The sequence below is a fragment of the Burkholderia sp. RS01 genome, assembly GCF_039748055.1.
In the GTDB taxonomy this organism is placed as follows: Bacteria; Actinomycetota; Actinomycetes; order Actinomycetales; family Micrococcaceae; genus Arthrobacter.
The window spans coordinates 15,021-39,422 of sequence record NZ_JBDLAK010000001.1 but is presented as its reverse complement, the minus strand read 5'-3'; the positions used below and the strand labels follow the sequence as shown (position 1 = coordinate 39,422).

The window sequence follows — 24,402 nt, the reverse complement described above, 5'->3', positions numbered from 1 at the left end:
CGCCCGGGGGGTCAAAGGAATAGCCCGGTCTCGAAAGATCCATTCGTTGTGCGTGGCGCCGGCAGGCGTCCCGGAACCGACATTATTTTTGGTCGCCGCGCAGCACCTTGAGCCGCTCGCGGTACTCAGATTCGTTGATCTCGCCGCGTGCGTAGCGCTCCCGGAGGAGGCTTTCCCCGCCCCGGGCGGTGGCCCATTCGTGGTTCCGCCGCCAGGTACGCCGGGCGAAAAAGATGAACAGTCCGATCACCAGGATCCAGAACAGCGGAAAAAGCAGGAACCACGGCGAGAATCCGCCGCCGCCCCAAGGTCCATGGGCGGCAAGGTCGGCAGGAAGCTGGGAGGCCGCTGCCGTAACGGTGGTGGCAAGGTCGGTAAACATGTCAATCATCCAAACTCTCAATACCGGGCCGTATTTCGGCTCTGCATCGAGTCTGGCCGTGAAGCGCCCGCCTGGCGTCCGCCGTCGGGAGTCACCTTAGGCGGCCGGCATACTCCGCCGGGAGGCCCCCGGCTGCGCCGCCCGGGGGGTCACGCCGCCCGGGGGTCACGCCGTCAGAGGGTCACGCCGTCAGCCGGCCCAGCCCGGACGCACCAGACCGGATTCGTAGGCGAGCACCACCAGCTGCGCCCGGTCACGGACCAGCAGCTTGGTCATGATCCGGGAGACGTGGGTCTTGGCCGTGAGCGGCGTGATGAACAGCCGCTCGGCAATCTCGGCGTTGTTCAGCCCCTCGCCCACGAGCCGCAGGACCTCGCGTTCGCGCTCCGTGATCTGGTCCAGAGAGGCCGGCGGTGCCGCCGCCCGCGACTGGACCGCGAGCTGGGCCATAATGCGGCGGGTGACCGATGGCGACAGCAGCGCGTCGCCGTCGTGGACCACGCGCACCGCACGGAGCAACTCCTCCGGCTCGGTGTCCTTGACCAGGAATCCCGCGGCGCCGGCCCGGACGGCCTCGGCGATGTATTCGTCCAGTTCAAAGGTGGTCAGGATGATGATGCGCGTGCCCGCGAGGTCCTTGCCGGCCATGATCTGCCGGGTGGCCTCGAGCCCGTCGCCGTCCGGCATGCGGATATCCATGAGCACCACATCGGGATGTTCGCGGGCCGCCAGCCGCACGGCATCACGGCCGGTGCCGCACTCGGCCACCACCGTCATGTCCGGTTCCGCGCTCAACAGGGCGCGGAATCCGGCGCGGATAAGGGTCTGATCGTCCGCCAGCAGGATGCGGATCATGGCCGGCCGTCCGGGTTCCGGGAACCGGGGGTTGTCTCCTCAGGCAGAGGGATCACGGCCCGGACCCGCCAGCCCGGATCCAGTGAAGCCAGCTCCAGCGTGCCGCCCAGGGCGGCCGTCCGCTCTCGCATCCCGGTCACGCCGTTGCCGTCCGGCACGCCCGCCGCGCCGGCGCCGTCGTCGTCAATGGTCACGGTGAGCAGTCCGGCGGTCTGCGCTGTGCCGGCGGCCTGAACGGAAAGGACGACGGCGGCCTGTCCGGCGCCTGCGTGCCGCACCACGTTCGTCAGCGCTTCCTGGACGATCCGGTAGGCGGCCTCCTGGACCGCGTCCGGAATCTGGGGGGCTGCGTCCGGATCCGGCTGGCTCACCCTCACCTCCAGCCCTGCCCGCCGGGCGTTGTCCGCGAGCGCCGGGATCTGCGACAGCCGCGGCGGAGGCGCCGGGCTAAGCGGGGCGTCGTCCCGCAGGACGCCGAGGAGCTGGCGGATCTCGGCGAGCGAGTCCTTGCTCGCAGCCTTGATCGCTTCCAGTGCCGGGCGGAACTGCTCGGGATCCTTCTCGCCCAGATGGAGCGCCACCGAGGCGCGGACGTTGATCAGGGATAGCGAATGCGCCACGACGTCATGGATGTCGCGGGCGAGGGTGAGGCGGTACTCGTCGCGGGCCGCCTGCTCCCGGGCCTCCCGCTGCCGGCGCCGTTCGGCCACGCGTTCACTACGGAGCCTGGCCCCCTCCCCCAGGAGCACCAGGATGGCCAGCCACGCAGTGCCGGCGAAGGCCCGGAGCAAGGCTGCCTCATCGCCGCGCGACAGTGACACGGCCACCAGCGCCGTGCCGCACGCTCCAGCCACGGCCCAGGTTTGCCAGCGCTTGCCCGCAGCAGCGGAGAACACGATGGCCAGCGCCAGCGACAGAACCACCGGACCCCAGGCGTAACCGAGCGCCAAATACGCCCCCGCAGCGGCTGCCGCGACGGGAAGCATGACCAGCGGGGCGCGCCGGCGCTGCGATAAAGCGGCCGGACCCGCCAGCAGCAGGGCGACGGCGAGGGCATCCAGCGGCCGGTGGTCAGGCTGCCTCGCGGAGGCGAAAACCGTGCCGACCACCTGGATCAGCGCCACCACGGCCACGATGACGGCGGTGGGCGGTCCACGGAAACGGCGCTGCATAGTCCGAGCCTAGCGGCGGAGGTGCTGATCGTCGTCTGCTTAACGGCGTAGGGCGCCTACTCCCGGAGGAGTAGGCGCCCTACGGTGCTGCTGGTTGAGCTCGGGGCGACTAAGCGAGTCCCGCTTTTCGTTCCGCGGCTTCGACCACGTTGGTCATGAGCAGCGCCACGGTCATGGGACCGACCCCGCCGGGGTTCGGCGAAATCCAGCCTGCCACCTCGGCGGCGGCGGGATCGATGTCGCCATGGACCTTGCTCTTGCCCGTCTCGGGGTCGGTTTCACGGGTGACGCCGACGTCCAGCACGGCCGCGCCAGGCTTGATGTCCGCAGCCTTGACGATGTGCTTTGCACCTGCCGCGCCCACAATGACGTCCGCCTGCCGGAGCAGCTCCGAGAGGTTCTTGGTGCCGGTGTGCGTCAGCGTCACGGTGGCGTTCACGGCGCGCCGGGTGAGCAGCAGCCCGATCGAGCGGCCGATCGTGACGCCGCGGCCGACCACCACGACGTGCTTGCCCGAGAGGCTGTAGCCGTTCCGCTCCAGGAGCTCGATGACGCCGCGGGGCGTGCACGGCAGCGGCGAGGTGATCTCGCCGTTGACGTTGAGCACCAGCCGGCCCAGGTTGGTCGGGTGCAGCCCGTCGGCATCCTTGGCGGGGTCGATCCGCTCGAGGATGGCGTCGGTGTCCAGGTGTTTGGGCAGCGGCAGCTGCACGATGTAACCGTGGCAGGCGGGGTCCGCATTGAGTTCGTCAATAAGAGCCTCAACCTGGGCCTGGGTGGCGTCCGCCGGAAGCTCACGCTGGATCGAGTTCATCCCGATCTCCACAGACTGCTTGTGCTTCATGGACACGTACAGCTGCGAGGCAGGGTCCGCGCCCACGAGCACAGTGGCGATGCCCGGGGTGACGCCGTGGGCCTTCAACGCCGCGACACGCTCAGCCAGCTCGGATTTGATGGCGGCAGCGGCTGCCTTGCCGTCAAGGATCTTCGCGGTCTGCGCCATGGACGGGGTCACCACTGCTCGTGCTGCGGGTACAGCGGGAAGTCGGCGGCGAGCTTGTCCACGCGGGCCTGCAGGGCCTCGACGTCGGTGCCCGAGCCGGCCTTCAGCGCGGTGGCGATGATCTCCGCGACCTCGGTGAATTCCTGCGCGCCGAAGCCGCGGGTAGCCAGTGCCGGGGTGCCGATGCGCAGGCCCGAGGTGACCATCGGCGGGCGGGGGTCGAATGGGACGGCGTTGCGGTTGACCGTGATGCCCACGGAGTGCAGGAGGTCTTCGGCCTGCTGGCCGTCCAGCTGCGAGTTGCGCAGATCAACCAGGACCAGGTGCACGTCGGTGCCGCCGGTGAGGACGGAAACGCCGGCCTCGGCCACATCGGACTGGTTGAGGCGGTCGGCGATGATCTTGGCGCCTTCGAGGACGCGCTCCTGGCGCTCCTTGAACTCCGCGGTGCCGGCGATCTTGAAGGCCACGGCCTTCGCCGCGATGACGTGCATGAGCGGGCCGCCCTGCTGCCCCGGGAAGACGTTGGAGTTGAGCTTCTTGGCCCATTCCTGCTTGGCCAGGATCACGCCGGAGCGCGGGCCGGCGAGGGTCTTGTGCACGGTGGAGGTGACGACGTCGGAGTGCGGCACCGGGCTCGGGTGCAGGCCCGCGGCAACGAGGCCGGCGAAGTGCGCCATGTCGGTCCAGAGGAGGGCGCCCACTTCATCGGCGATGGAGCGGAAGGCGGCGAAGTCGAGGTGGCGCGGGTAGGCGGACCAGCCGGCAATGATCACCTGCGGCTTTTCGGCGATGGCCTGTTCGCGCAGCTTGTCCATGTCGATGCGGAAGTTGTCCTGCTCCACCTGGTACGCAGCCACGTTGTAGAGCTTGCCGGAGAAGTTGAGCTTCATGCCGTGGGTGAGGTGGCCGCCGTGCGCGAGGGACAGGCCCAGGATCTTGTCACCGGGGGTGATCATGGCGGAGAGTGCCGCGGCGTTGGCCTGCGCGCCGGAGTGGGGCTGGACGTTGGCGTACTCCGCGCCGAACAGTTCCTTGACGCGGTCGATTGCGAGCTGCTCGGCGATGTCTACGTACTCGCAGCCGCCGTAGTAGCGGCGGCCCGGGTAACCCTCGGCGTACTTGTTGGTCAGGACGGAGCCCTGGGCTTCCATCACGGCGCGCGGCGCAAAGTTTTCGGAGGCGATCATTTCCAGGGTGCCGCGCTGGCGGCCAAGCTCCTGGTCCAGGACTGCGGCGATCTCGGGATCGAGCTCAGCCAGCGGCTGGTTGCTGACGGTGGAGGAAGTGCTGACGGAAGTCGGTGAAGTAGTCACGAAGAAACTCCTGGCTAGGGATGGGCACTGCTAAGGTCAGGCTACCGGCTGGGGCGCTGCTCCGCCCTTTGATGACAAGCCCAAGGGACCCGTCCCGGACACGAGTCCGCAAAGGCGCTGTAACGCACCGGGGAAACGCGCACTTGGAGAAGCGCAGCGATCTTCCGGCATAACATGACCCTCGGCCCAGGCGTACGATCCGTGGTCTTCGTGAATGCCGCTCCCTGGTGGTTAGCCACCCAACGCCAGTTGCGACCCCAACAGACTACCAAATGCCGGGCGTCCTCGCGGGTAGGCTGTTCTTCGTGATTGATGACCAGCTCGCCAAAGCGTACGTAGTAACCCTGTCCTGCCCCGACCGCCCCGGAATCGTCCACGCCGTCGCCGGCGCCCTTCTGGTGGCCGGCTGCAATATTACGGACTCGCAGCAGTACGGCAGCCAGTCCACCGGGACGTTCTTCATGCGGGTGGAAGCCACTACCACCGCTTCCCGGGCAGCGGTCCAGGCCGCGCTGGAACCTGTTGCCGAGGCCTTCGGCATGCAGTGGAGCCTCCACCCGGTGGGCCAGAAGGTCCGCACGCTGCTCATGGCGAGCAAGTCCGCGCACTGCCTCAACGACCTCCTGTTCCTGCAGCGCTCCGGCACCCTGCCCATCGAGGTCCCGGCGATCGTCTCCAACCACCGCGACCTCGCCGGATTGGCTGAGTTCTACGGCATTCCCTTCCACTACATTCCGGTCACCGCGGACACCAAGGTGCAGGCCGAGGACCAGCTGCGGAAGATCATTGCCGAAGAAGGCATAGAACTGACCGTGCTGGCGCGCTATATGCAGATCATCTCCGACGACCTGTGCACCGAGCTGACGGGCAAGGCCATCAACATCCACCATTCCTTCCTGCCTTCCTTTAAAGGCGCCAAGCCCTACCACCAGGCCCACGCCCGCGGCGTGAAGCTGATCGGCGCCACCGCGCACTACGTCACCGCCGCGCTGGACGAGGGCCCCATCATCGAACAGGAAGTGATCCGCGTGGACCACGCGCGGACTCCGGAGCAGTTTGTGCAGATGGGCAGGGATGTGGAAGGACGCACGCTCGCTCAGGCGGTGCAGTGGCACGCCGAGCACCGGGTGCTCCTGGACGGCAACCGGACCGTGGTCTTCAACTGAGCCGTGGCCCCTGACTGAGGCGTGGTGTCTGTCCGGGACGCCGGAAACAGATCGTCATGGCGTCCGGCCTTTGCCTCCGCGGCTTCCAACCCCGGATGTTTTAACTGAGACTGGTTAATACCATGACCTTGCTCACGGAAACCTCACTGGAACCGTTCATCGCCCTGCTCAAGGCACAGGGCCTCCGCTCCGTGCTGGAGGTGTGCTGCGGTCCGGGCGACGACGGAATCAGGTTCGTCCGGGCGGGCATCCACTACACGGGCGTGGATCCATTCGACGGGAACGTCCGCTATGCCGTTTCCCGCCGGCTGAGCGTCTCGGTGGCGGAACCCGCAAGCCTGCCGTTTGCGGACCATGTCTTCCCGGCTATCTGGGCGGTGCAGGCCTTGGCGGGGCTCACCGCCGACGAGGCGGACGGCGTCGTGCGTGAACTGGAGCGCGTGGCCGCGCCAGGCGCGCCGATCGCCGTCGTCCTCCCCTAGCCCCGGCCAGCCCGACTGGGTGTCCTAGGCTTGGGGCATGGCTCCCATCTATTCTTTCGCCGGCGACACCCCGGACATCCATCCCTCAGTTTTCGTGGCGCCGACGGCGTCCGTCATCGGCCGTGCCACCCTCGCCGAAGACGCCAGCGCCTTTTACGGCGTCTCAGTGCGGGCGGACACGGCTGCGATCAGCGTCGGCGCCGGCAGCAACCTGCAGGACAACGTGGTGCTGCACGCCGATCCCGGGTTCCCGTGCAGCGTCGGGGCCCGGGTCAGCGTCGGGCACAGCGCCGTCGTGCACGGCTGCACCGTTGAGGATGACTGCCTCATCGGCATGAGCGCCACCATCCTCAACGGCGCAGTGATCGGCGCCGGCTCGCTCGTGGCGGCCGGCGCCGTCGTCCTGGAAGGCACGGTCGTTCCGCCGCGGTCCCTGGTGGCAGGCGTCCCCGCCAAGGTCCGCCGGGAACTCACGGATGAGGAGTTCGACGGCGTGAAGCGCAACGCGGCCCATTACCGCGAGCTCGCGCAGGCCCACCGCGAAATCCACGCCGGCTGACGTCGGCTAGTCCAGGCTGATGGGTCCGAGCGCGTCGAGCAGGTCGCCGGGGCCGGGGTTCCCCGCGGCTGACGATCCGCCGAGGTGGTTCACAACGCCCCACACCGCATTCAGCCCGGTGGTCACGGCGCCTTCGGCCCAGCCGGCGGTGAACGAAACGTCGTCGCCGGCCAGGAAGATCCCGCGCTGGCTTTCCGGCAGGTGGTCCTGCTTGAAGTGCGTGAAGAGCCGCTGCTGGTAGCGGTAGTGCCCGGGCAGGTTCGCCTTGAACGCGCCCATGAAATTGGGGTCCGCTTCCCAGGAAACCGTGATGGGCTGGCCCACGATGTGGCTGGCGATGTCCACGCCGGGATAGATCTGCTCGAGCGAGTGCAGCATGAGCTCCACGCGCTGGTCAGCGTCAAGCGCGAGCCATTTGAGCGCGTCATCGTTCCACGTGTAGGACAGCAGGATCACCGCGGGCTGGTCCGGGCCGTTGTCCAGGAGATAGGTGGCGCGGTTGAGCCGGTCGGTCAGGGTCATGGACAGCACCTCGCGGCCGGTTTCCGGGTCGATGTCCTTCCAGAACGGCCGGTCCACCATGACGAACGTCTTGGAGGACTGCATGTAGTGCGAGCGTTCGATCGCCGTCCAGAGCTCCGCGGGGAACAGCGCCTCCTCCGTGTGGATTCGCGTGGAGAGCAGCCACGACTGGCAGGTGGTGACCACGGCCGGGTATGACGATTCGCGTCCCCACCGCTCACGGAGGCGGAGGTCGCCGTTGGCGTCCCGGCTGATCCGGTCCACGGCTCCCCGCGGGGAGCCGGAGTGCAGGGACGCCAGCGATGTCCCTTCCGGCCAGTGGGCCATGCCCGACGGCGCGTGGTGCCACAGTGCCTCCGGGAGGCGTTGCGCCCCGCCGGCGATGAGGCGGTGCTGGTCATCGGCGTCGGTATATACGACGCGCAGGATCTCGAGGATGGAGTTGGGGAAGTCCGTGTCCCAGCCGCCGGTGCCGAAGCCAACCTGGCCGAACGCCTCGCGGTGGGCAAAGCCCGCTGCCTTGAATGACTCGCTGCCGGCGATGAAGCCGTAGAACGTCTGCTCGTCCAGCAGCGGCAGGAGCTCATTCCAGAGTTCCTTGATCCGGGCGGTATCCCGTGCCCTGATGGCGTCCTGCATCTCGCTGAACCTTGCGCCGTCGTTGACCGCAGCTTTCCAGGCGTCGGCCACCTCGCGGAAAAACGGCGGAAGGTCGGCCGGGGTGGTCGCGTAATGCTTCTGCCCGGCCAGTTCGATCACCGTGCTGGACGTTGCGGGAGCCAGCGGGTTGGGGAACTCCTGGGTCTCGAGGCCCAGCAGGTCCACGTAGTGGTAGAACGCCTTGCCGGATACCGGGAAACGCATGCCGCCCAGGTCCGCCACCACGCCCGGGGCCGACGGGAAGCTCGCCGTGCGCAGGCGGCCGCCGATCTGGTCGGCCTCGTAGACGACCGGCCGCAGCCCGAGCTTCATCAGTTCGTAGGCCGTGACCAGCCCGGACAGCCCGGCGCCCACGACAGCGACTTCCGTTCCGTACAGTTCCGGCGGAAGGGACCCCAGCCCGTCCGGGTGGGAGAGGTAATGGTCATAGCTGAAGGGGAAGTCCGGATTCAGCATGGTGACGGGGGCACGGTCCGCCCGGTCGGCGGCCGCAGGTGCAGGTCCGGTCGAGGTGCTGGACGGATCGAAGGCCGGCAGTTCGGTAGCGATGGTCATGAAAGGTCTGCCTTTGACAGTTCGGGGATGGACGGAGCGCTGGAAAGTTCACGGCTGGATAGTTCACGGTATTCCTCATGGCTCAGCGCGGCCACCCTGGAATGGCGGCGGCCGTAGCCGAAGTAGGCGGCGAGCCCCACCAGCATCCAGATGCCGAAGGTCACCCACGTGTCGGCGCCCAGGTTGGCCATCAGGTACGCGCACATCAGCGCGCCCAGGATGGGCGTCAGCGGGAACAGCGGCACCCGGAAGGTCCGCTCGAGCTCGGGCCGGGTGCGGCGCAGGTAGATGACGGCCACGTTCACCAGGGCGAACGCGAAGAGGGTGCCGATGCTGGTGGCGTCGGCCAGGGCGCCCAGGGGAACCAGGCCGGCTGTCAGGGCCACGAGGGTGCCGACGATCAGCGTGCCTGCAACCGGGGTGCCGGTCCTCCGGGAGACGCGGCCGAAGACCCTGGGGATGAGGCCGTCGCGGGCCATGGAGAGAAGGATGCGGGTCTGCCCGTACAGGACGGTCAGCACGATGCTGGCGATGGCAAGGACGGCACCGACGGCGAAGACCAGGGCGATCCAGGGCTGGCCGGTGGTCTCTTCGAGGATCTTGACCAGTGCGGCTTCATTGCCGTCGAACCATCCCCAGGGCCGGGCGCCCACGGCGGCCACGGCGACGAGGACGTAGATGGTGGTGACGATCAGCATGGAGAGCATGATGGCGCGGGGCAGGTCGCGCTTGGGGTTGCGGGCTTCCTCGCCGGCGGTGGAGGCCGCGTCGAAGCCGATGTAGGAAAAGAACACTCCGGAAGCGGCGGCGGAGACCCCGGCAGCGCCCATGGGCAGGAGAGGCTCGAAGTTGCCGGCGTTGAAGGCCGTGAAGGCGACTGCGCAGAAGAAGATCAGGATGGCCACCTTGATAATCACGATGGCCGTGTTGACCCAGGCGCTTTCCCTGGCGCCCCGTATCAGCAGGATCATGGCCAGCAGGACAATGACCATGGCCGGGATGTTCATGACGCCGCCGTCGCCGGGCGGCTGCGAGATGGCGTCCGGCAGGACCTGGCCGAACACAGCGAGCGTCTCGTTGACGTATTGTCCGGCGCCTACGGCCACGGCCGCCACCGAGACGGCGTACTCGAGCACGAGGCACCAGCCGCAGATCCAGGCCATGCCCTCGCCCAGGGTGGCGTAACTGTAGGAGTAGCTGGAGCCCGCCACGGGAACCAGGCCAGCCATCTCGGCGTAGGACACGGCGGACAACAGGGCCGCGAAGCCGGCGATGGCGAATGAAATCCAGATGGCCGGCCCGGCCAGCGGAACCGATTCGCCCAGGATCACCAGGATGCCGGTCCCAAGTGTCGCGCCCACGCTGATCATCGTCAGCTGAAGGACGCCGAAGCTGCGGACCAGGCGGGGTCCGCCGTGGCCTGTCTCGGCTTCATTGACCATCTGTCCGATCGGCTTGCGGCGAAGCAGCTGGGCTGCCAGGCCGGGGCGGCCAGCCGGCGCCGCCGGCCGCTGTTCTGTGTAGGTGGGCACAGTCATCGTTGACGTCCGTTCGTGAGTAGTTGTCGATTCCCCTCACCAAGAGTAGGCGTGTGAGCCATCTCTCACCGGTGTGCAAAATGACCTATAGTGTTCTGGCATGAGACGTAATGCACAACAGACAGGCGCCCCAAACGCGGCGCTTTCCGGCCAGGTCAGCGTTGATCTGGCCGCGATTTCGGACAATGTCCGGGCCCTCCGCTCCCTCACCGCTGCCACGCATTTCATGGCGGTGGTGAAGGGCAACGCCTACGGCCACGGGCTCGTGGACGTGGCGCAGGCGGCGCTCGCGGCCGGCGCCGACTGGCTCGGGACCGCCCAGCTCACCGAGGCCCTCGCCTTGCGCCGCGCCGGCATCACAGCGCCGGTTCTTTCCTGGCTATATCTCGCCACAGCGTCCAGCGACATCATCCGCGAAGCGGTGGACAACGACGTCGATATGTCAGTCGGCAGCACCGCCCAGCTGGACGTGGTGGCGGCCATTGCCCGGTCGTTGGGACGGCCGGCAGCCGTCCACCTCGAGCTGGACAGCGGGCTGAGCCGAGGTGGCGCCCGCGCCGAGGACTGGCCGGACCTCGTGGCCGCCGCACGCACGGCCGAGGTGGCCGGAACCCTGACGGTGCGGGGCGTCTGGACCCACCTCGCCTGGGCCGACGTTCCGGCCCACCCGGGCAACGCCGCGGCCGTGGCCGCCTTCGAGGAAGCCGTCCGCCAGGCGCGGGAGGCCGGACTGGATCCGCAGCTCAGGCATGTTTCCAGCTCCGCCAACATCCTGGACCGCCCCGAATTCGCGTTCGACATGGTCCGGGCGGGCCTGGCCATCTATGGCCTGGCCCCCGCCGACCACCTTGATCCGGCGGACTACGGGCTCCGCCCGGCCCTGACAGTGACGGCTCCCGTGGTGCTCGTGAAGAAGGTCCCGGCGGGCACCGGAGTGAGCTATGAGCACCAGGCCATCACCTACGAGGAGCGGTTCCTGGGGCTGATCCCGCTCGGCTACGCGGACGGCATTCCGAAGGGCATCTCCGGCCGCAGCATCGTCCGTGTCGGCGGCAGGCGGGTTCCCGTGATCGGCAAGGTATGCATGGACCAGTTCATGGTGGATCTGGGCCCGGAATCCGGCGGCGTCTGCGTCGGCGACACAGCCGTCCTGTTTGGTGATCCGGGCACGGGTGCGGCCAGCGCGGACGAATGGGGCGCGGCGATCGGCAGCCACGGCGACGAAATCATCAACAGGATTGCCCCGCGCCTCCCCCGGGCCTACGAGTGCCCGGATTACGAGGATCCCCGGGACGGTGTGCCGCATGTCGCCTGAGGCCGCCACCGGCGCCGAGCGGCTTAGCGTCGTCACGCTGGAGCAGTTCCTGGCAAAGTTGCCGCCGGCGTTGAAGGTGCTTCACGACGGCGGCAACGGCTCCGGCCTGCTGCGGTGGGTGGAGCCTAGTGAGTTGGAAGACCCGACCCCCTACCTGCTCGACGGCGAGTTCCTCCTCACGGCCGGCCTGCCGTTCGTGGGCGAGGCGGGCGACGCGGACCGGGTTGACGCCTATGTGCGACGCCTCGTGCACGCCCGGGTGGGGGCCCTGGGATTCGGGCTGGAACCGTACTTCGACGCCGTGCCGGAGACCGTGGTGGCGGCCTGCGTGCGGCACAACCTGACCCTCGTGGAGGTGCCCAGCACGGTCCCGTTCGCGGCGATCGGACTCGAGTTCTCCCAGCTCCTGGAGTCGGACAACGCCAAACTGTTCCGGCACCTGGCGGACACCAACAGGCAGCTGATGCGTGCCGTCCTTTCCGCCCGGCCGGAGCACGAACTCCTGGCAGCGCTGACCCGGCGGGTCCCCGTGTGGGCCGTGCTGGTGGGCGCGGACGGAAGGGTCCGCGCCCGGGCGGGCTCCGGCGTCGAACTTCCCGCGCTGCAGCCGATCCTGGACCGCCTCCTGGGCGGGAGCGGGCCCCGGGTGGAAATGGACTCCTTCGACGTCGCAGGGTCGGCGCTGGTCTTCGGGCATCCGCTGCGCAGCACCCGCGACGCCAACCTGGGGGCCCTGGTCCTGGGTGCCGGCGCCCCGCTGACACCGGCGCAGAACAGCGTGGTGTCATCCGCCGTCGGCCTCCTGGAACTCCTGGTCCGGCAGCGGACCAGCGGTTCCCTGGCGCCAAGCCAGCTGGCCACGGCACTGCTGCTCCACCCGGACAGCCTGGCCAGCGGCGGAACGCGGCACATCAACGGGCTCCGGGACCTGCTCGCCCAGAGCACCTCGTCCACCCGCTCGGCCCCGGTTCGGGTGGTCCAGGGCGTCAAGGCGGACCAGGCAACGTGGCCCGCCGGGGACAGCCCGGTGCGTGAGCTGCTGCAGTGGCGCCGGCTGTTCGACACCAAGCTCGTGGAAATCACCGACTACGGCTTCGCGGCCGTCACCCGCCTCAAAGTGGACGATGCATTGCTGGCCGAAATCGAAAAGCTCGGCTGGCGCCTGGTGATCGGCGATGCCACCGAACTGGCCGGCCTGAGCGGCGCCTACCAGCGCGTGACGTCCCTCCGCTCCCGCGTCCAGAGCACCGGCAAAAGTGCGCGGGTGGGCGAAGTCAGCTGGACCGTGGCAGGGCTGCTGGGACGCGAGGCCGGCACCATGCTGGCAAGCCGGCTCCTGGAGCCGCTGCTCAGCCAGGACGCCGACCGCCGCCGCGCCCAGCTCTCCGTGCTGAGATCCTGGCTGGGCGAAAACGGCAACTGGGACGCCACCGCGAAAGTGCTCGGGCTGCACCGCAACAGTGTCCGGCGCCAGATCAACGCGGTGGCGGAGCTGCTGGACATGGACCTCAACGAGGCCCAGGTGCGGGCCGAGCTGTGGATTGCGCTGCAGTACGCGGATGAGCTGCCGGCGACGGTCCCTTCAGCAGACCTACCTCCGGCGACGGCTCAGCCGCCGGCGGAGCCGTCCTAGTTCCCGGCTGAGCCGTCCCCGCCCAGGCCGTCTTCCCAAGACCGGTAAACGGCGGGACGCCGGTCGTCGAGGTACGGCACGGCCGCCCTCGCGTCCCGGACGGCGTCGGCACTGACCTCGGCGAACAGCAGATCCGGGCCGGTGCCCGCGGCGGCCAGCAGCGACCCGTCCGGGGCGGCGATGACGCTTCCGCCGAGGAACTCGCAGCCGTCCTCCGCGCCCGAATGGTTGGCGTAGGCCACCGTCAGCTGGCTCTCCAGCGCCCGGGCGCGCAGCAGGACCTGGGGAACGGCGTCGAATCCGTGCGCCAGCGCGGTGGGAACCAGGAGCAGTTCGGCGCCGCGGGCCGCGGCTGCCCGCACAATCTCGGGAAATTCCACGTCATAGCAGATGGCCAGCGATGCCCTGACGCCGGCCAGATCGACGACGGCGGGGGCTGCTTGTGCCGGGCTGAACGCCTTACGCTCCTCCGGCCCGAACAAGTGGACCTTGGCGTAGGTGAGGAGTTCCTCCCCCCGGTCGCCGAGAAGCGTCGCGGTGATCTGCCATTGCCCCTCGGGCGTGAGCGCCGGCAGGCTGTAGACCAGCGCGATCCGGTGGCGCGCGGCGATTTCCGCCAAGGTGCTGCGGATATCCGGTAGGAGTGCCGGATCCAGATCGGTGCGGATCCGCAGCGGCGCGTACCCCACGGGAAAGAGTTCGGGAGTCAGCAGCACGCCGGCCCCGGCTTCGGCAGCCTTCCGGGCAGCCTCGTCAACGGCCCGGCAGTTCCGTTCGATGTCTAAAACAGCGGCATTTGCCTGCAACAGCGCCAGTAGCACCATGATCACCTCGAGTCTTTGTGAACGCCCGCCCCATACCGGGCCGTCTTTCTCCTCAGCGTATCCGCGGTGCCGGCCGGGCGCGCCGGTGTATTTGCACCTGCCAGACCGGCCTGCGGGACGGATCGTCCGGGGAGCCCAAAACCTCGGGCGAGCCCGCCTTGCGTTAACTTCTTGACTACAAGGAGCCGATGGTGCAATCTTCTTACCATGCCCTCAACATCGCGCTCAACGAGGAGCCGAACCAAGAACCCCGGATCGCAGTCCGCTCTGAGACACCTCAACCAGCAGCGGATCATCGAGTGCCTCCTGAACGGCCCCTCCACGCAGGCGGAACTCGCCCGGCAAACCGGTTTGTCCACCGCAACGGTGTCCAACATCGTCAAAATCATGCAGGACTCCGGGCTGGCGTCCACCGAGCCGATCACCAGCTCCGGGCGGCGGGCGCTCAACGTCCGGCTGAACAGCAACGGCGCGGTAGCGGTCGGGATCGATTTCGGCCGCAGGCACCTCCGCGTCGTGCTCGCCTCGCTCAGCTACCACATCATCGCCGAGGAATCCGTCCTGCTTCCCCTCGGGCACCACGCCGATCAGGGCATCGAAGCCGCCGTTACACTGCTGGCCAAACTCCTCGCCGGCAGCGGCGTGGAGCGCAGCGCCGTGGTGGGTGCCGGCGTCGGAATTCCCGGGCCCATCGACCGCCGGACGGGCACCGTGGCGCAGGGCGCCATCCTCCCCGAGTGGGTGGGCATCAACATCCTGGAGCACCTCGAAAACACCCTGCAGTTCCCGGTATTCATTGACAATGACGCCAATCTGGGGGCGTTGTCCGAGGTCACGTGGGGCCCGCACAGCGGCGTCAGCAACCTGATGTTCCTCAAGATCGGTTCGGGCATCGGCGCCGGCCTGATCCTGAACGGCATTCCGTACTACGGGAACGTGGGGATCACGGGCGAAATCGGCCACGCCACCATCCATGAACACGGCCTGATCTGCCGCTGCGGCAACAGGGGCTGCCTCGAGACCATCGCCTCCACCACCACCATGATCGAGCTGCTGGGCCGGGGTGAGGAACGGCCGCTGACACCCGCGGACATCGTCCGCAAGGCGCTGGCCAGGGACGCGGCAACCCTGCGTGTCGTGGACGACGCCGGGCTGGCGGTGGGCCGGGCGCTAGGCAATGTGGCTAACCTGATCAACCCGGAAGTGATAGTGGTGGGCGGTCCGCTGGCCGGGCTGGGCGAGCTGCTGCTGGACCCCGTCCGCCGTGGCCTGGTGCGGCATGCAGTGCCCGTTATCGGGGAAACCACAACCCTGACAATGTCCTCTTTGGGCGACCGCGCCGAAGCCTTGGGCGCCGCAGCCCTGGTCTTCCAACATGCCGGAATCCGGCGTTCGTAAGCTTTTCGTTATCTGCCCGTTGCGTTAAAGACTTGACGACAAGGGTTGTGATCCAGTTTACTTTTTCATCAGACGGCCCTGCGGATTGCAGGGCAGACAACGAAGTCACGCATTGGAGGCGTAAGGGCAAATGACGTCCCTCGACACGCAAAGTGATCCGGTAATCCTCGAGATGCGCTCCATCACCAAGGAGTTCCCCGGCGTTAAAGCATTGGCCGATGTGAACCTCAGGGTGAAAGCCGGCGAGATCCACGCGATCTGCGGGGAGAACGGCGCGGGAAAGTCCACGTTGATGAAGGTGCTCTCGGGCGTCTACCCGTACGGCAGCTACACGGGCGACATCGTGTACCAGGCGGAGGTCCAGCAGTTCAAGGACATCCGCGCCAGCGAGCACGCCGGCATCGTGATCATCCATCAGGAACTCGCGCTGATCCCGGAACTGTCCATCACCGAGAACATCTTCCTGGGCAACGAGCCCGTCAAGCGGGGCGTGATCGACTGGGCCGAGGCCCGGACCCGCACCCGGGAACTGCTCGCCCGCGTGGGTTTGCGGGAGGACCCGGATACCCCCGTGAAGGAAATCGGCGTCGGCAAGCAACAGCTCGTGGAGATCGCCAAGGCGCTGAACAAGTCCGTGAGGCTCCTCATCCTCGACGAACCGACCGCCGCGCTGAATGAATCCGACTCCCAGCACCTGCTGGACCTGATCCTGGGCCTGAAGGGCCGCGGCATCACGTCGATCATCATTTCCCACAAGCTCAACGAGATCGAGCAGATCGCGGATTCCATCACCATCATCCGCGACGGCAAGTCGATCGAGACCCTCGACGTAAAGGCCGACGGCGTTGACGAGGACCGGATCATCAAGGGCATGGTGGGGCGCACGCTGGAGTCCCGCTTCCCGGACCACGAGCCCAAGATCGGGGAGGTGCTGTTCGAGGTAAAGAACTGGACCGTCGGTCACCCGCAGGTGCAGGACCGCCTGGTCTGCAAGGGCTCCAACTTCTTCGTCCGCCGCGGCGAGATCGTAGGCTTTGCCGGGCTCATGGGGGCCGGCCGCACCGAACTGGCACGCTCCGTGTTCGGCCGTTCCTACGGCCGATTCATCAAGGGCAGCATCTACAAGGACGGCAAGGAACTCCACCTCAAGACCGTCAAGCAGGCCATCGATGCCGGCCTCGGCTACGTCACGGAGGACCGGAAGTCCCTTGGCCTGAACCTCTTGGACGACATCAAGACCACCACGGTCTCTGCGGCGCTGCACAAGATCAGCAAGCACTTCGTGGTGGACACCAACAAGGAATTCACGGTGGCCGAGCAGTACCGCAAATCGCTGCGCACCAAGACGCCGTCCGTGGAGGAAGGCGTGGCCAAGCTTTCCGGCGGCAACCAGCAGAAGGTGGTCCTGGCCAAGTGGATGTTCACCGACCCCGACCTGCTGATCCTGGACGAACCGACCCGCGGCATCGACGTCGGCGCCAAGTACGAGATCTACGGCATCATCCAGCAGCTGGCCAACCAGGGGAAGGGCGTCATCGTCATCTCCTCCGAACTCCCTGAGCTGCTCGGCCTCTCCGACCGCATCTACACCATCTTCGAAGGCGCCATCACCGGCGTCGTGGACAAAGACGAAGCCAGCCAGGAAAGCCTCATGAAACTCATGACTTCCGCCCGAAAAACCGCCTGACCCTCTGGAATCCTCCAGAACCTTCCAGAACAAGGACTGACACAATGAACGCGCTCAAGAAGCTCTTTGGCGGCAACACCCGCCAATTCGGCATGATCTTCGCCTTGGTTGCACTGATCGTTTTCTTCCAATTCGCCACCGAGGGCCGCACGCTCACCCCCGGCAACGTCATCAACCTCTTCAACGGCAACTCCTACATCCTGATCCTGGCCATCGGCATGGTGCTGGTCATCATCGCCGGCCATATCGACCTGTCGGTGGGCTCTGTGGCGGCATTCGTCGGCGTCACCGTGGCGCTGGCCATCAGGGACTGGGGAATCCCCTGGTACCTGGGCATCCTGCTCGGACTCGGGCTGGGAGCCCTGATCGGCGCCTGGCAAGGGTTCTGGACGGCCTACGTGGGGATTCCCGCCTTCATCGTGACGCTGGCCGGCATGCTGCTGTTCCGTGGCTTCAACCAGTTCGTCGGCAAGTCCAACACCATCCCGGTCCCGGCCGATTTCCAGTACATCGGCTCGGGCTACCTGCCCGAGGTCGGCCCGAACACGGGGTTCAACAACCTCACCCTGCTGCTCGGCCTGCTGGGCGTCGCGTTCGTGGTCTTCAGCGAACTCCGCGCACGCCGCACCGCCAAGGCGCTTGGCGCCGAGGTCCCCGAGGGCTGGGTGGTCATCACCAAGCTGGTGCTGGTCTGCGGCGCCATCCTGTACGCCACGTACCTCTTCGCCACCGGCCGCCCGGGCACCTCGTTCCCGATCCCCGGCCTCATCCTCGCCGTCCTCGTCCTGATCTACGGCTTCATCTCCGCCAAGACCGTCGTCGGCCGCCACGTCTACGCAGTGGGCGGCAACCGCCACGCCGCTGAGCTCTCCGGCGTCCAGTCCAAGAAGGTCAACTTCCTGGTCATGATGAACATGTCCATCCTGGCCGGCCTCGCCGGCATGATCTTCGTGGGCCGGTCCACGGCCTCCGGCCCGTTCGACGGCGTCGGCTGGGAACTGGACGCCATCGCAGCCGTGTTCATCGGCGGCGCAGCGGTGACCGGGGGGGTGGGCACCGTGATCGGCTCGATCGTCGGCGGCCTGGTGATGGCCGTCCTGAACAACGGCCTCCAGCTCCTCGGTGTCGGCGCGGACCTCACCCAGATCATCAAGGGCCTGGTCCTGCTGATCGCTGTGGCATTCGATGTCTACAACAAGTCCCAGGGCAAGAGGTCCATCATCGGCATGCTGACCCAGGGCTTCAACCGTCCCAGCGGAGGCACGCCGCTCCAGCCGGACGAGGTCACCTCGACCAAAGAAACAATCTCCCGGGAAGCCTGAGCACGAACTGCTCCCGGATGCATTTCCCACCCCTATAGAAAGTGAACCAAGCAATGCGAATGATTGGTAAAGCAGGAAAGGCGGCAGCGATCGCTGCCATTGCGGCACTGGCGCTGACAGCCTGCGGCCGTTCCGACTCCGGTACAACGGGCGGTGGCACTGCGGGCGGCGAGGCGTTCCCCAAGAACTCCTCGATCGGCGTCGCACTCCCGCAGAAGACCTCCGAAAACTGGGTTCTGGCGGAAAAGCTGTTCAACGACGGACTCACCAGCGCCGGCTTCAAAGCGGACGTCCAGTTCGCCAACGGCGGCGTCTCGGAGCAGCAGAACCAGATCAGCGCCATGATCACCAAGGGCGCCAAGGTCATCATCGTGGGAGCCATCGACGGCGCCCAGCTCGGCACCCAGCTCAAGCAGGCCAAGGACGCCGGCGCGACCATCATCGCGTACGACCGTCTTCTCCTGAACACCGAGAACGTGGACTACTACGTGGCCTACGACAACTTCAAGGTCGGCGAGCTGCAGGGCCAGGCACTCCTCGAGGGCATGGCGAAGAAGAAGCCGCAGGGCCCGTACAACATCGAGCTCTTCGCCGGATCTCCTGACGACGCCAACGCGAAGGTCTTCTTCGACGGCGCCATGAAGGTGCTCCAGCCCAAGATTCAGGCGGCGATGGCTTGCCGGGCTGCCTGCCCCGGCTTGATTCCTAATGCCGCAAACGTTTGCGGATCAATATCGATCCAGCATGCGACCACCAGACGTCCGTCCACCTGCTTCGGCGGGCCTGCGCGGTGCGCGTGTATGCCGATCCGGCGGAACAGCCGCTCCATGCTCGCGAACGTCACGCCGATCAGCTGCCGCGCGCCGAGCTGCGCCGCGCATTCGACCACGGCCGCGAGCATCGGCCGCACGGCCCACTCGGCATTGCCCGACCCGCCTTCGTCGTCGGTCGCCGCGAACCTGGACAGCTCCCAGACGGCCGCCGATTGCGGCAGCGGCATGTCTGCGGCGATCAGGTCGGCGAACAGCGACTGCAGCAGATACGGGCGCGTCGTGGGCAGCAGGCGCGCACATCCGCACACGTCGCCGCCGGCATTTCGCGCGAACACGTACACGGTATCGTCGCGATCGAACTGGTCGCGCTCGAAGCTTTCGTTCGCCGACGGGAGCTCCCAACCGAGTTGTTCGACGAACACGCGGCGCCGGTAGCGCCCGAGATCCGCTGCAAGTTCGTGTGGTAACCGCCCTTCTTCGTGAACGAAGGTCCGCATCGACGACGGCACCCTCAAGGTCGTTTCAGGCCAGAAGACGTTCGAACAGGCTGTCACCCAGGGCTGGAAGGCAGAGAACGCCCAGCGCCGTGCTGACACGCTGCTGACCGGCAGCTACTCCTCCGCTTCGCTGGACGGCGTGCTGTCCCCGAACGACACCCTGGCCCGTGCAGTCCTGACCTCGGTCAAGGCGGCCGGCAAGCCGCTTCCGGTTGTCACCGGGCAGGACTCCGAGGTTGAGTCCGTCAAGTCCATCATGGCCGGCGAGCAGTACTCCACCATCAACAAGGACACCCGCAAGCTCGTTGAGCACGCGATCGTCATGGTCAAGGACATCCAGGCAGGCAAGAAGCCCGAAATCAACGACGACAAGTCCTACAACAACAAGGTCAAGACCGTTCCGGCCTACCTGCTGGAGCCGGTCATCGTGACCAAGGAAAACGTCAAGACGGCCTACGTGGACGATCCGGTACTCGGACCGATCACCAAGTAACGTCCCAGGCGCTGCATCCCAGGGCCCCGGTTCTCCCGCGAGGGAGGGCCGGGGCCTTTGGCGTCCCCGGCCCCTCGTCCCCGTCCCTTTCTCCCCGTCCGCTTCCCCGTCCGCCTCCCCGGGCCGGGGCGCCCGTCTGCTGCCGGGCCCCGTCCGCTGCCCGGGCCGGGGGCCCTTCACAGCGCAAACATAGCTTTGGCCGGTTTCCTACACAGCAGCAGGCACCAATGTGGGATCTGAAGCCGGACATTCCGCCGGCACGTGATCCCAAGGAGTGCAGTGAGCGTCCTCGCCCGAAGTGTAGGCAATGCCTTTAGAAACAAGGTCAGAACGGCAGCCGTGGTGGCCGTGCTGGCCGTAGCGATCGGCCTGGCCTTGGCCATGCTCGTGGCCAACCAGGCCGTGGCCGCCAAGGTCCAGGAGCTGAACGCTTCGGTGGGGACCGTCCTGACGGTCAACCCGGCCGGCGGCCAGGGATTCGAAGGCGGCGGCGAGCCGCTGACCGCCGCGCAGGCGGCAACCGCGGCCGGCGTGCCCAACGTGACCGCCGTCGTCGGAACAAAGGCCCTCCGCCTCCGCAACGCCGTCGAAGCTGCCGCGCAGGCGGCGGCCGGCCAGACAGGCGGCCCGGGCGGAGGCCAGGGGGGTCCCGGCGGGCAGTCCACCACGACGCTCACCACCAGCCTCACCGCCGCCGTCGACGCCGGAACCCTTGGCAACCGCAACCAGGCCAGCGACAGCACCACCGGCGCAACCGGAACCACGCAGCCGGCGCGTTCCCTCCCGATCACGGCCACCGGCATCGGCGCCGAAGTGGACAGCACCGGCAAGGCCCTCGCACTGACGGCGGGCACCGGGCTCGGCGACTACACCGCGGACTCCGCCAAGGCCCTGCTCGGCACGACGCTCGCCGAAAAGAACAACCTCAAGGTCGGCTCCACGTTCACCATCAACAGCAAGACCTTCACCGTGGCCGGCCTGTTTGACGCCGGCACGACCTTCGGCAACAACGCCCTGTACGTCACCCTTCCGGCGGCCCAGACCCTTGCCGCGCTGCCCGGCGAGCTCTCCACCATGATCGTCACGGTCAACAGCATGGAGAACGTCGACTCCACCAAGACCGCGCTCCAGTCCGCGCTCGGCACCGACAAGGCCGATGTCACCCAGGGCCAGCGCAACCTCGAAACCGCCGTCAGCTCGCTGGACAGCGTCAAGAACATCTCCCTCGTTGCCTTCATCGCAGCGCTGGGCACGGCCGGCCTGATCATCCTGCTGATCATGGTCATGCTGGTCCGCGAGCGCCGCCGCGAAATCGGCGTGCTGAAGGCCATCGGGGCACCTAACCGGACCGTTGGCCTGCAGTTCGTGCTCGAGGCGCTGGTTCTGGTGGCGCTCGGCAGCGTCGTCGGCGCGGCGATCGCGTCATTTGCCAGCGGCGGCATCGCCTCCGCACTGGTCAGTTCGAGCACAAGCACGACGACGGCGACCGCCGGCCAGCGCGGCCCCGGCATCGCGGGCGGCGGCTTCGCCGGCGGCATTCCGGGTCAGGGCGGACCCTTCGGCGGCGGTTCGCAACTGCTCACGTCCGTCACGGCAAGCGCGTCCCCCGGCGTCATTGCCGCGGGCATCGTGGCGGTGTTTGGCGTCGCCATCATCGGTGCGCTGGTTCCGGCGCTGCTGACCGCCCGCATCCGTCCCATCGAAGTCCTCCGAGGAGAATAGCCATGATCGAAGTCAAGAACCTCGTCCGCGCCTTCAAGTCCGGCGACCGCACCATCAAGCCCGTCAATGACGTCAGCTTCGAGCTGGAACAGGGCACGCTGGCGTCCATCGTGGGCAAGAGCGGCAGCGGCAAAAGCACGCTGTTGTCCCTCCTGGGCGCGCTGGACAAGCCCACCAGCGGAGACGTCGTCGTCAACGGCGTCAGCCTGGCCGGCATGCCGGACGGCAAGCTGACCGAATACCGGCGCCGGGACATCGGCTTCGTGTTTCAGCAGTTCAACCTGATCCCCAACCTGTCCGCCCTGGATAACGTGATGCTCCCGATGGAGTTCGCCGGGGTCCGGAAGTCCGCGCGGGCCCAGCGGGCGCGCGAGTTGCTTGAGCAGGTGCAGCTGGACCCGGACAAGCACGTGCGGCGCATCAACCGGCTCTCGGGCGGCGAGCAGCAGCGGGTCGCCATTGCCCGGGCGCTGGCCAATGAACCCAAGCTGATCCTGGCCGATGAGCCCACGGGCAACCTGGACGAGCAGACCGGCGAGCACATCATCGAGCTGCTCAATTCGCTCACCCGGGACCACAACACCACCATCCTTGTGGTCACGCATGACCGTTCGCTGGCCAACAAGACGGACCGCCGGTTCAGGCTGCAGCAGGGCAAGTTGACCGAAGAACCTGCACATAACCGCGCTGTGGTGCCGGCGGCGGTGTAATCCACGCCCCGGGAGGTGCGCGCTGCGGGAGGTGTGGGAGGTTCCAACCCTCCTGCGCCTCCCGCCGTAATTTCCCGGTACACGAACAGACGGGTGAGAGGATGGCGAGATGACCTCTCCTATTGCCAAGCCGTGGCTGTTCAGCCAGCAGAATCAGGATCCCCGCGCCGCCACCGGAGCCCCACTGCGGTGGGGCTTCATCGCCACGGGGCGCATCGCGTCGCTGGTAGCCCGGGACCTGGCCCTGCTTGAGGACGCTGATCTTTACGCCGTCAGCTCCCGCGGGCAGCACACGGCCGACGCGTTCGCCGAGGAGTTCGGCTTCACCACGGCGTACGGGGACGACGGCGGGCAGGAAGGTTACGAACGGCTGCTCGCGGACGATTCCGTGGACGTCGTCTACGTGGCCACGCCCCACGCCCAGCACCACCAGATGGTGCTGGCGGCCCTCAGCGCCGGAAAGCACGTCCTCTGCGAGAAGGCCTTTACCATCAATGCCCGGGAGGCGGCCGAACTGGTAGCCGTGGCCCGCGAGAAGTCAGGCGGCGATGGCTTGCCGGGCTGCCTGCCCCGGCTTGATTCCTAATGCCGCAAACGTTTGCGGATCAATATCGATCCAGCATGCGACCACCAGACGTCCGTCCACCTGCTTCGGCGGGCCTGCGCGGTGCGCGTGTATGCCGATCCGGCGGAACAGCCGCTCCATGCTCGCGAACGTCACGCCGATCAGCTGCCGCGCGCCGAGCTGCGCCGCGCATTCGACCACGGCCGCGAGCATCGGCCGCACGGCCCACTCGGCATTGCCCGACCCGCCTTCGTCGTCGGTCGCCGCGAACCTGGACAGCTCCCAGACGGCCGCCGATTGCGGCAGCGGCATGTCTGCGGCGATCAGGTCGGCGAACAGCGACTGCAGCAGATACGGGCGCGTCGTGGGCAGCAGGCGCGCACATCCGCACACGTCGCCGCCGGCATTTCGCGCGAACACGTACACGGTATCGTCGCGATCGAACTGGTCGCGCTCGAAGCTTTCGTTCGCCGACGGGAGCTCCCAACCGAGTTGTTCGACGAACACGCGGCGCCGGTAGCGCCCGAGATCCGCTGCAAGTTCGTGTGGTAACCGCCCTTCTTCGTGAACGAAGGTCCGCATAACCTTTTCCTGATGGAAGCCGTATGGAGCCGCTTCCTCCCCAGCATGCAGCGGGCCTTCGAGATCGCCGGATCGGGCGAACTGGGGACCGTGCAGTGGGTCACCGCCGATCTGGGGTTCCCCGCACCGTACTCCCCCACAGCCAGGCTCTGGGCCGTCAAGGACGGCGGCGGGGCACTCCTCGACCTGACTGTCTACCCGCTGCTGTGGGCACTGGGCACGCTGGGATTCCCGCAGGCGGTCAGTGCCATGGGCACGCTCAACGACGACGGCGTCGACGCCCAGAATGCGCTGACCCTCGGCTACCACGACGGCGCCCAGGCGCAACTCACGTCGTCGCTGCTGGCGTACGGCCCGCGTGCTGCCACGGTTGCCGGCAGCCTCGGCTACCTCCAGGCGCTCGGTTCCATCAACAATCCCAAACAGCTCGTGGTCGGAATTGGCCGTGAGCCCCTCCGGACCGAGCACTTCGAGGTTGCCGGCCAGGGCTACACCTACGAACTTCGTGAGGTCACGAGGTGCGTCCAGCAGGGCCTGACAGAGAGCCCGGTCATGCCGCTGGAAGACTCCTTGAACACCATGCGGCTGTTCGACGGCGTCCGCGCGCAGCTTGGCGTCAGTTACCCGAATGATGCCCACTGACGTCCTTCGCTGACCTCGACGGCGCTTTA

General features: G+C 67.4%; 23 protein-coding genes and 1 pseudogene. 14 read left to right on the top strand and 10 right to left on the bottom strand.

The window, feature by feature from the left end; all coding sequences use genetic code 11:
• Positions 1-82: 82 nt before the first annotated feature.
• From ABFP37_RS00205 to glyA, 5 genes are all read right to left on the bottom strand, one after another.
• Complete coding sequence (locus ABFP37_RS00205) at positions 83-382, bottom strand: SHOCT domain-containing protein (protein ID WP_139362952.1); 300 nt, start codon at positions 380-382, stop codon at positions 83-85.
• A gap of 189 nt (positions 383-571) precedes the next feature.
• On the bottom strand, positions 572-1,237 hold the full coding sequence (locus ABFP37_RS00200) for a response regulator transcription factor (protein WP_347032398.1): 666 nt from the start codon (positions 1,235-1,237) through the stop codon (positions 572-574).
• On the bottom strand, positions 1,234-2,409 hold the full coding sequence (locus ABFP37_RS00195; RefSeq protein WP_347032397.1) for a sensor histidine kinase: 1,176 nt from the start codon (positions 2,407-2,409) through the stop codon (positions 1,234-1,236). The genes ABFP37_RS00200 and ABFP37_RS00195 overlap by 4 nt, the downstream gene beginning before the upstream one ends.
• Positions 2,410-2,518: 109 nt before the next feature.
• On the bottom strand, positions 2,519-3,412 hold the full coding sequence (locus ABFP37_RS00190; RefSeq protein ID WP_078030215.1) for a bifunctional methylenetetrahydrofolate dehydrogenase/methenyltetrahydrofolate cyclohydrolase: 894 nt from the start codon (positions 3,410-3,412) through the stop codon (positions 2,519-2,521).
• An 8-nt stretch (positions 3,413-3,420) separates the two neighbouring features.
• Positions 3,421-4,728 carry a serine hydroxymethyltransferase gene (glyA, locus tag ABFP37_RS00185; protein WP_347032396.1) on the bottom strand — a complete coding sequence of 436 codons (1,308 nt, stop codon included), beginning with the start codon at positions 4,726-4,728 and terminating at the stop codon, positions 3,421-3,423.
• A gap of 305 nt (positions 4,729-5,033) precedes the next feature.
• Here glyA and purU point away from each other — a divergent pair, with 305 nt between their 5' ends.
• The 3 genes from purU to ABFP37_RS00170 all read left to right on the top strand — a co-directional run bounded on the left by purU (position 5,034) and on the right by ABFP37_RS00170 (position 6,935).
• On the top strand, positions 5,034-5,894 hold the full coding sequence (gene purU / locus ABFP37_RS00180) for a formyltetrahydrofolate deformylase (protein ID WP_347032395.1): 861 nt from the start codon (positions 5,034-5,036) through the stop codon (positions 5,892-5,894).
• A gap of 122 nt (positions 5,895-6,016) precedes the next feature.
• Positions 6,017-6,376, top strand: a complete 360-nt coding sequence (locus ABFP37_RS00175) for a class I SAM-dependent methyltransferase (protein ID WP_078030171.1) — start codon at positions 6,017-6,019, stop codon at positions 6,374-6,376.
• Positions 6,377-6,413: 37 nt separating this feature from the next.
• Positions 6,414-6,935 (top strand): gamma carbonic anhydrase family protein, encoded by a 522-nt coding sequence (locus tag ABFP37_RS00170; protein WP_347032394.1) that lies wholly within the window; start codon positions 6,414-6,416, stop codon positions 6,933-6,935.
• A gap of 6 nt (positions 6,936-6,941) precedes the next feature.
• Here the strand turns inward: ABFP37_RS00170 and ABFP37_RS00165 are convergent, their stop codons facing one another.
• Entirely contained in the window at positions 6,942-8,672 is a 1,731-nt protein-coding gene (locus tag ABFP37_RS00165; protein WP_347032393.1) for an NAD(P)/FAD-dependent oxidoreductase, read from the bottom strand.
• Entirely contained in the window at positions 8,669-10,210 is a 1,542-nt protein-coding gene (locus tag ABFP37_RS00160; protein ID WP_347032392.1) for an amino acid permease, read from the bottom strand. Before ABFP37_RS00160 ends, ABFP37_RS00165 begins: the two co-directional genes overlap by 4 nt.
• Before the next feature lie 100 nt (positions 10,211-10,310).
• Here ABFP37_RS00160 and alr point away from each other — a divergent pair, with 100 nt between their 5' ends.
• Together alr and ABFP37_RS00150 are read left to right on the top strand one after the other, a co-directional pair.
• A complete protein-coding gene (alr, locus tag ABFP37_RS00155) occupies positions 10,311-11,525 on the top strand; it encodes an alanine racemase (protein ID WP_078030174.1) in 1,215 nt (404 codons plus the stop codon).
• Positions 11,515-13,158 (top strand): PucR family transcriptional regulator, encoded by a 1,644-nt coding sequence (locus ABFP37_RS00150; protein ID WP_347032391.1) that lies wholly within the window; start codon positions 11,515-11,517, stop codon positions 13,156-13,158. The genes alr and ABFP37_RS00150 overlap by 11 nt, the downstream gene beginning before the upstream one ends.
• Here ABFP37_RS00150 and ABFP37_RS00145 read toward each other — a convergent pair.
• Positions 13,155-13,982: a nitrilase-related carbon-nitrogen hydrolase gene (locus ABFP37_RS00145; RefSeq protein WP_078030218.1), complete on the bottom strand. Its 828-nt coding sequence runs from the start codon at positions 13,980-13,982 to the stop codon at positions 13,155-13,157. The genes ABFP37_RS00150 and ABFP37_RS00145 overlap by 4 nt on opposite strands.
• A gap of 207 nt (positions 13,983-14,189) precedes the next feature.
• On the opposite strand from ABFP37_RS00145, the gene ABFP37_RS00140 reads away from it, so the two are divergent.
• The 4 genes and pseudogenes from ABFP37_RS00140 to ABFP37_RS00125 form a co-directional block, all read left to right on the top strand.
• Positions 14,190-15,380 carry an ROK family transcriptional regulator gene (locus tag ABFP37_RS00140; protein ID WP_078030176.1) on the top strand — a complete coding sequence of 397 codons (1,191 nt, stop codon included), beginning with the start codon at positions 14,190-14,192 and terminating at the stop codon, positions 15,378-15,380.
• 130 nt (positions 15,381-15,510) lie between these two features.
• Entirely contained in the window at positions 15,511-17,067 is a 1,557-nt protein-coding gene (gene mmsA, locus ABFP37_RS00135; protein WP_078030177.1) for a multiple monosaccharide ABC transporter ATP-binding protein, read from the top strand.
• Between the two features lie 44 nt (positions 17,068-17,111).
• A complete protein-coding gene (gene mmsB, locus ABFP37_RS00130) occupies positions 17,112-18,389 on the top strand; it encodes a multiple monosaccharide ABC transporter permease (RefSeq protein WP_078030178.1) in 1,278 nt (425 codons plus the stop codon).
• Positions 18,390-18,442: 53 nt separating this feature from the next.
• A pseudogene (locus ABFP37_RS00125) lies at positions 18,443-19,039 on the top strand (substrate-binding domain-containing protein); the annotation flags it as partial.
• 11 nt (positions 19,040-19,050) lie between these two features.
• Here ABFP37_RS00125 and ABFP37_RS00120 read toward each other — a convergent pair.
• Positions 19,051-19,659: an acyl-homoserine-lactone synthase gene (locus tag ABFP37_RS00120; protein ID WP_131949441.1), complete on the bottom strand. Its 609-nt coding sequence runs from the start codon at positions 19,657-19,659 to the stop codon at positions 19,051-19,053.
• On the opposite strand from ABFP37_RS00120, the gene ABFP37_RS00115 reads away from it, so the two are divergent.
• From ABFP37_RS00115 to ABFP37_RS00100, 4 genes are all read left to right on the top strand, one after another.
• Positions 19,658-20,152: a substrate-binding domain-containing protein gene (locus ABFP37_RS00115; protein ID WP_347032565.1), complete on the top strand. Its 495-nt coding sequence runs from the start codon at positions 19,658-19,660 to the stop codon at positions 20,150-20,152. The genes ABFP37_RS00120 and ABFP37_RS00115 overlap by 2 nt on opposite strands.
• A gap of 279 nt (positions 20,153-20,431) precedes the next feature.
• Entirely contained in the window at positions 20,432-21,874 is a 1,443-nt protein-coding gene (locus tag ABFP37_RS00110) for an FtsX-like permease family protein (RefSeq protein ID WP_078030180.1), read from the top strand.
• A 2-nt stretch (positions 21,875-21,876) separates the two neighbouring features.
• Positions 21,877-22,584 (top strand): ABC transporter ATP-binding protein, encoded by a 708-nt coding sequence (locus tag ABFP37_RS00105; protein ID WP_078030181.1) that lies wholly within the window; start codon positions 21,877-21,879, stop codon positions 22,582-22,584.
• Positions 22,585-22,693: 109 nt separating this feature from the next.
• A complete protein-coding gene (locus ABFP37_RS00100) occupies positions 22,694-23,170 on the top strand; it encodes a Gfo/Idh/MocA family oxidoreductase (RefSeq protein ID WP_347032390.1) in 477 nt (158 codons plus the stop codon).
• Here ABFP37_RS00100 and ABFP37_RS00095 read toward each other — a convergent pair.
• Positions 23,123-23,731 carry an acyl-homoserine-lactone synthase gene (locus ABFP37_RS00095; protein WP_131949441.1) on the bottom strand — a complete coding sequence of 203 codons (609 nt, stop codon included), beginning with the start codon at positions 23,729-23,731 and terminating at the stop codon, positions 23,123-23,125. The genes ABFP37_RS00100 and ABFP37_RS00095 overlap by 48 nt on opposite strands.
• 12 nt (positions 23,732-23,743) lie before the next feature.
• Between ABFP37_RS00095 and ABFP37_RS00090 the strand changes: the two genes are divergently transcribed.
• Positions 23,744-24,373: a hypothetical protein gene (locus ABFP37_RS00090; protein WP_347032389.1), complete on the top strand. Its 630-nt coding sequence runs from the start codon at positions 23,744-23,746 to the stop codon at positions 24,371-24,373.
• Positions 24,374-24,402 lie beyond the last annotated feature (29 nt).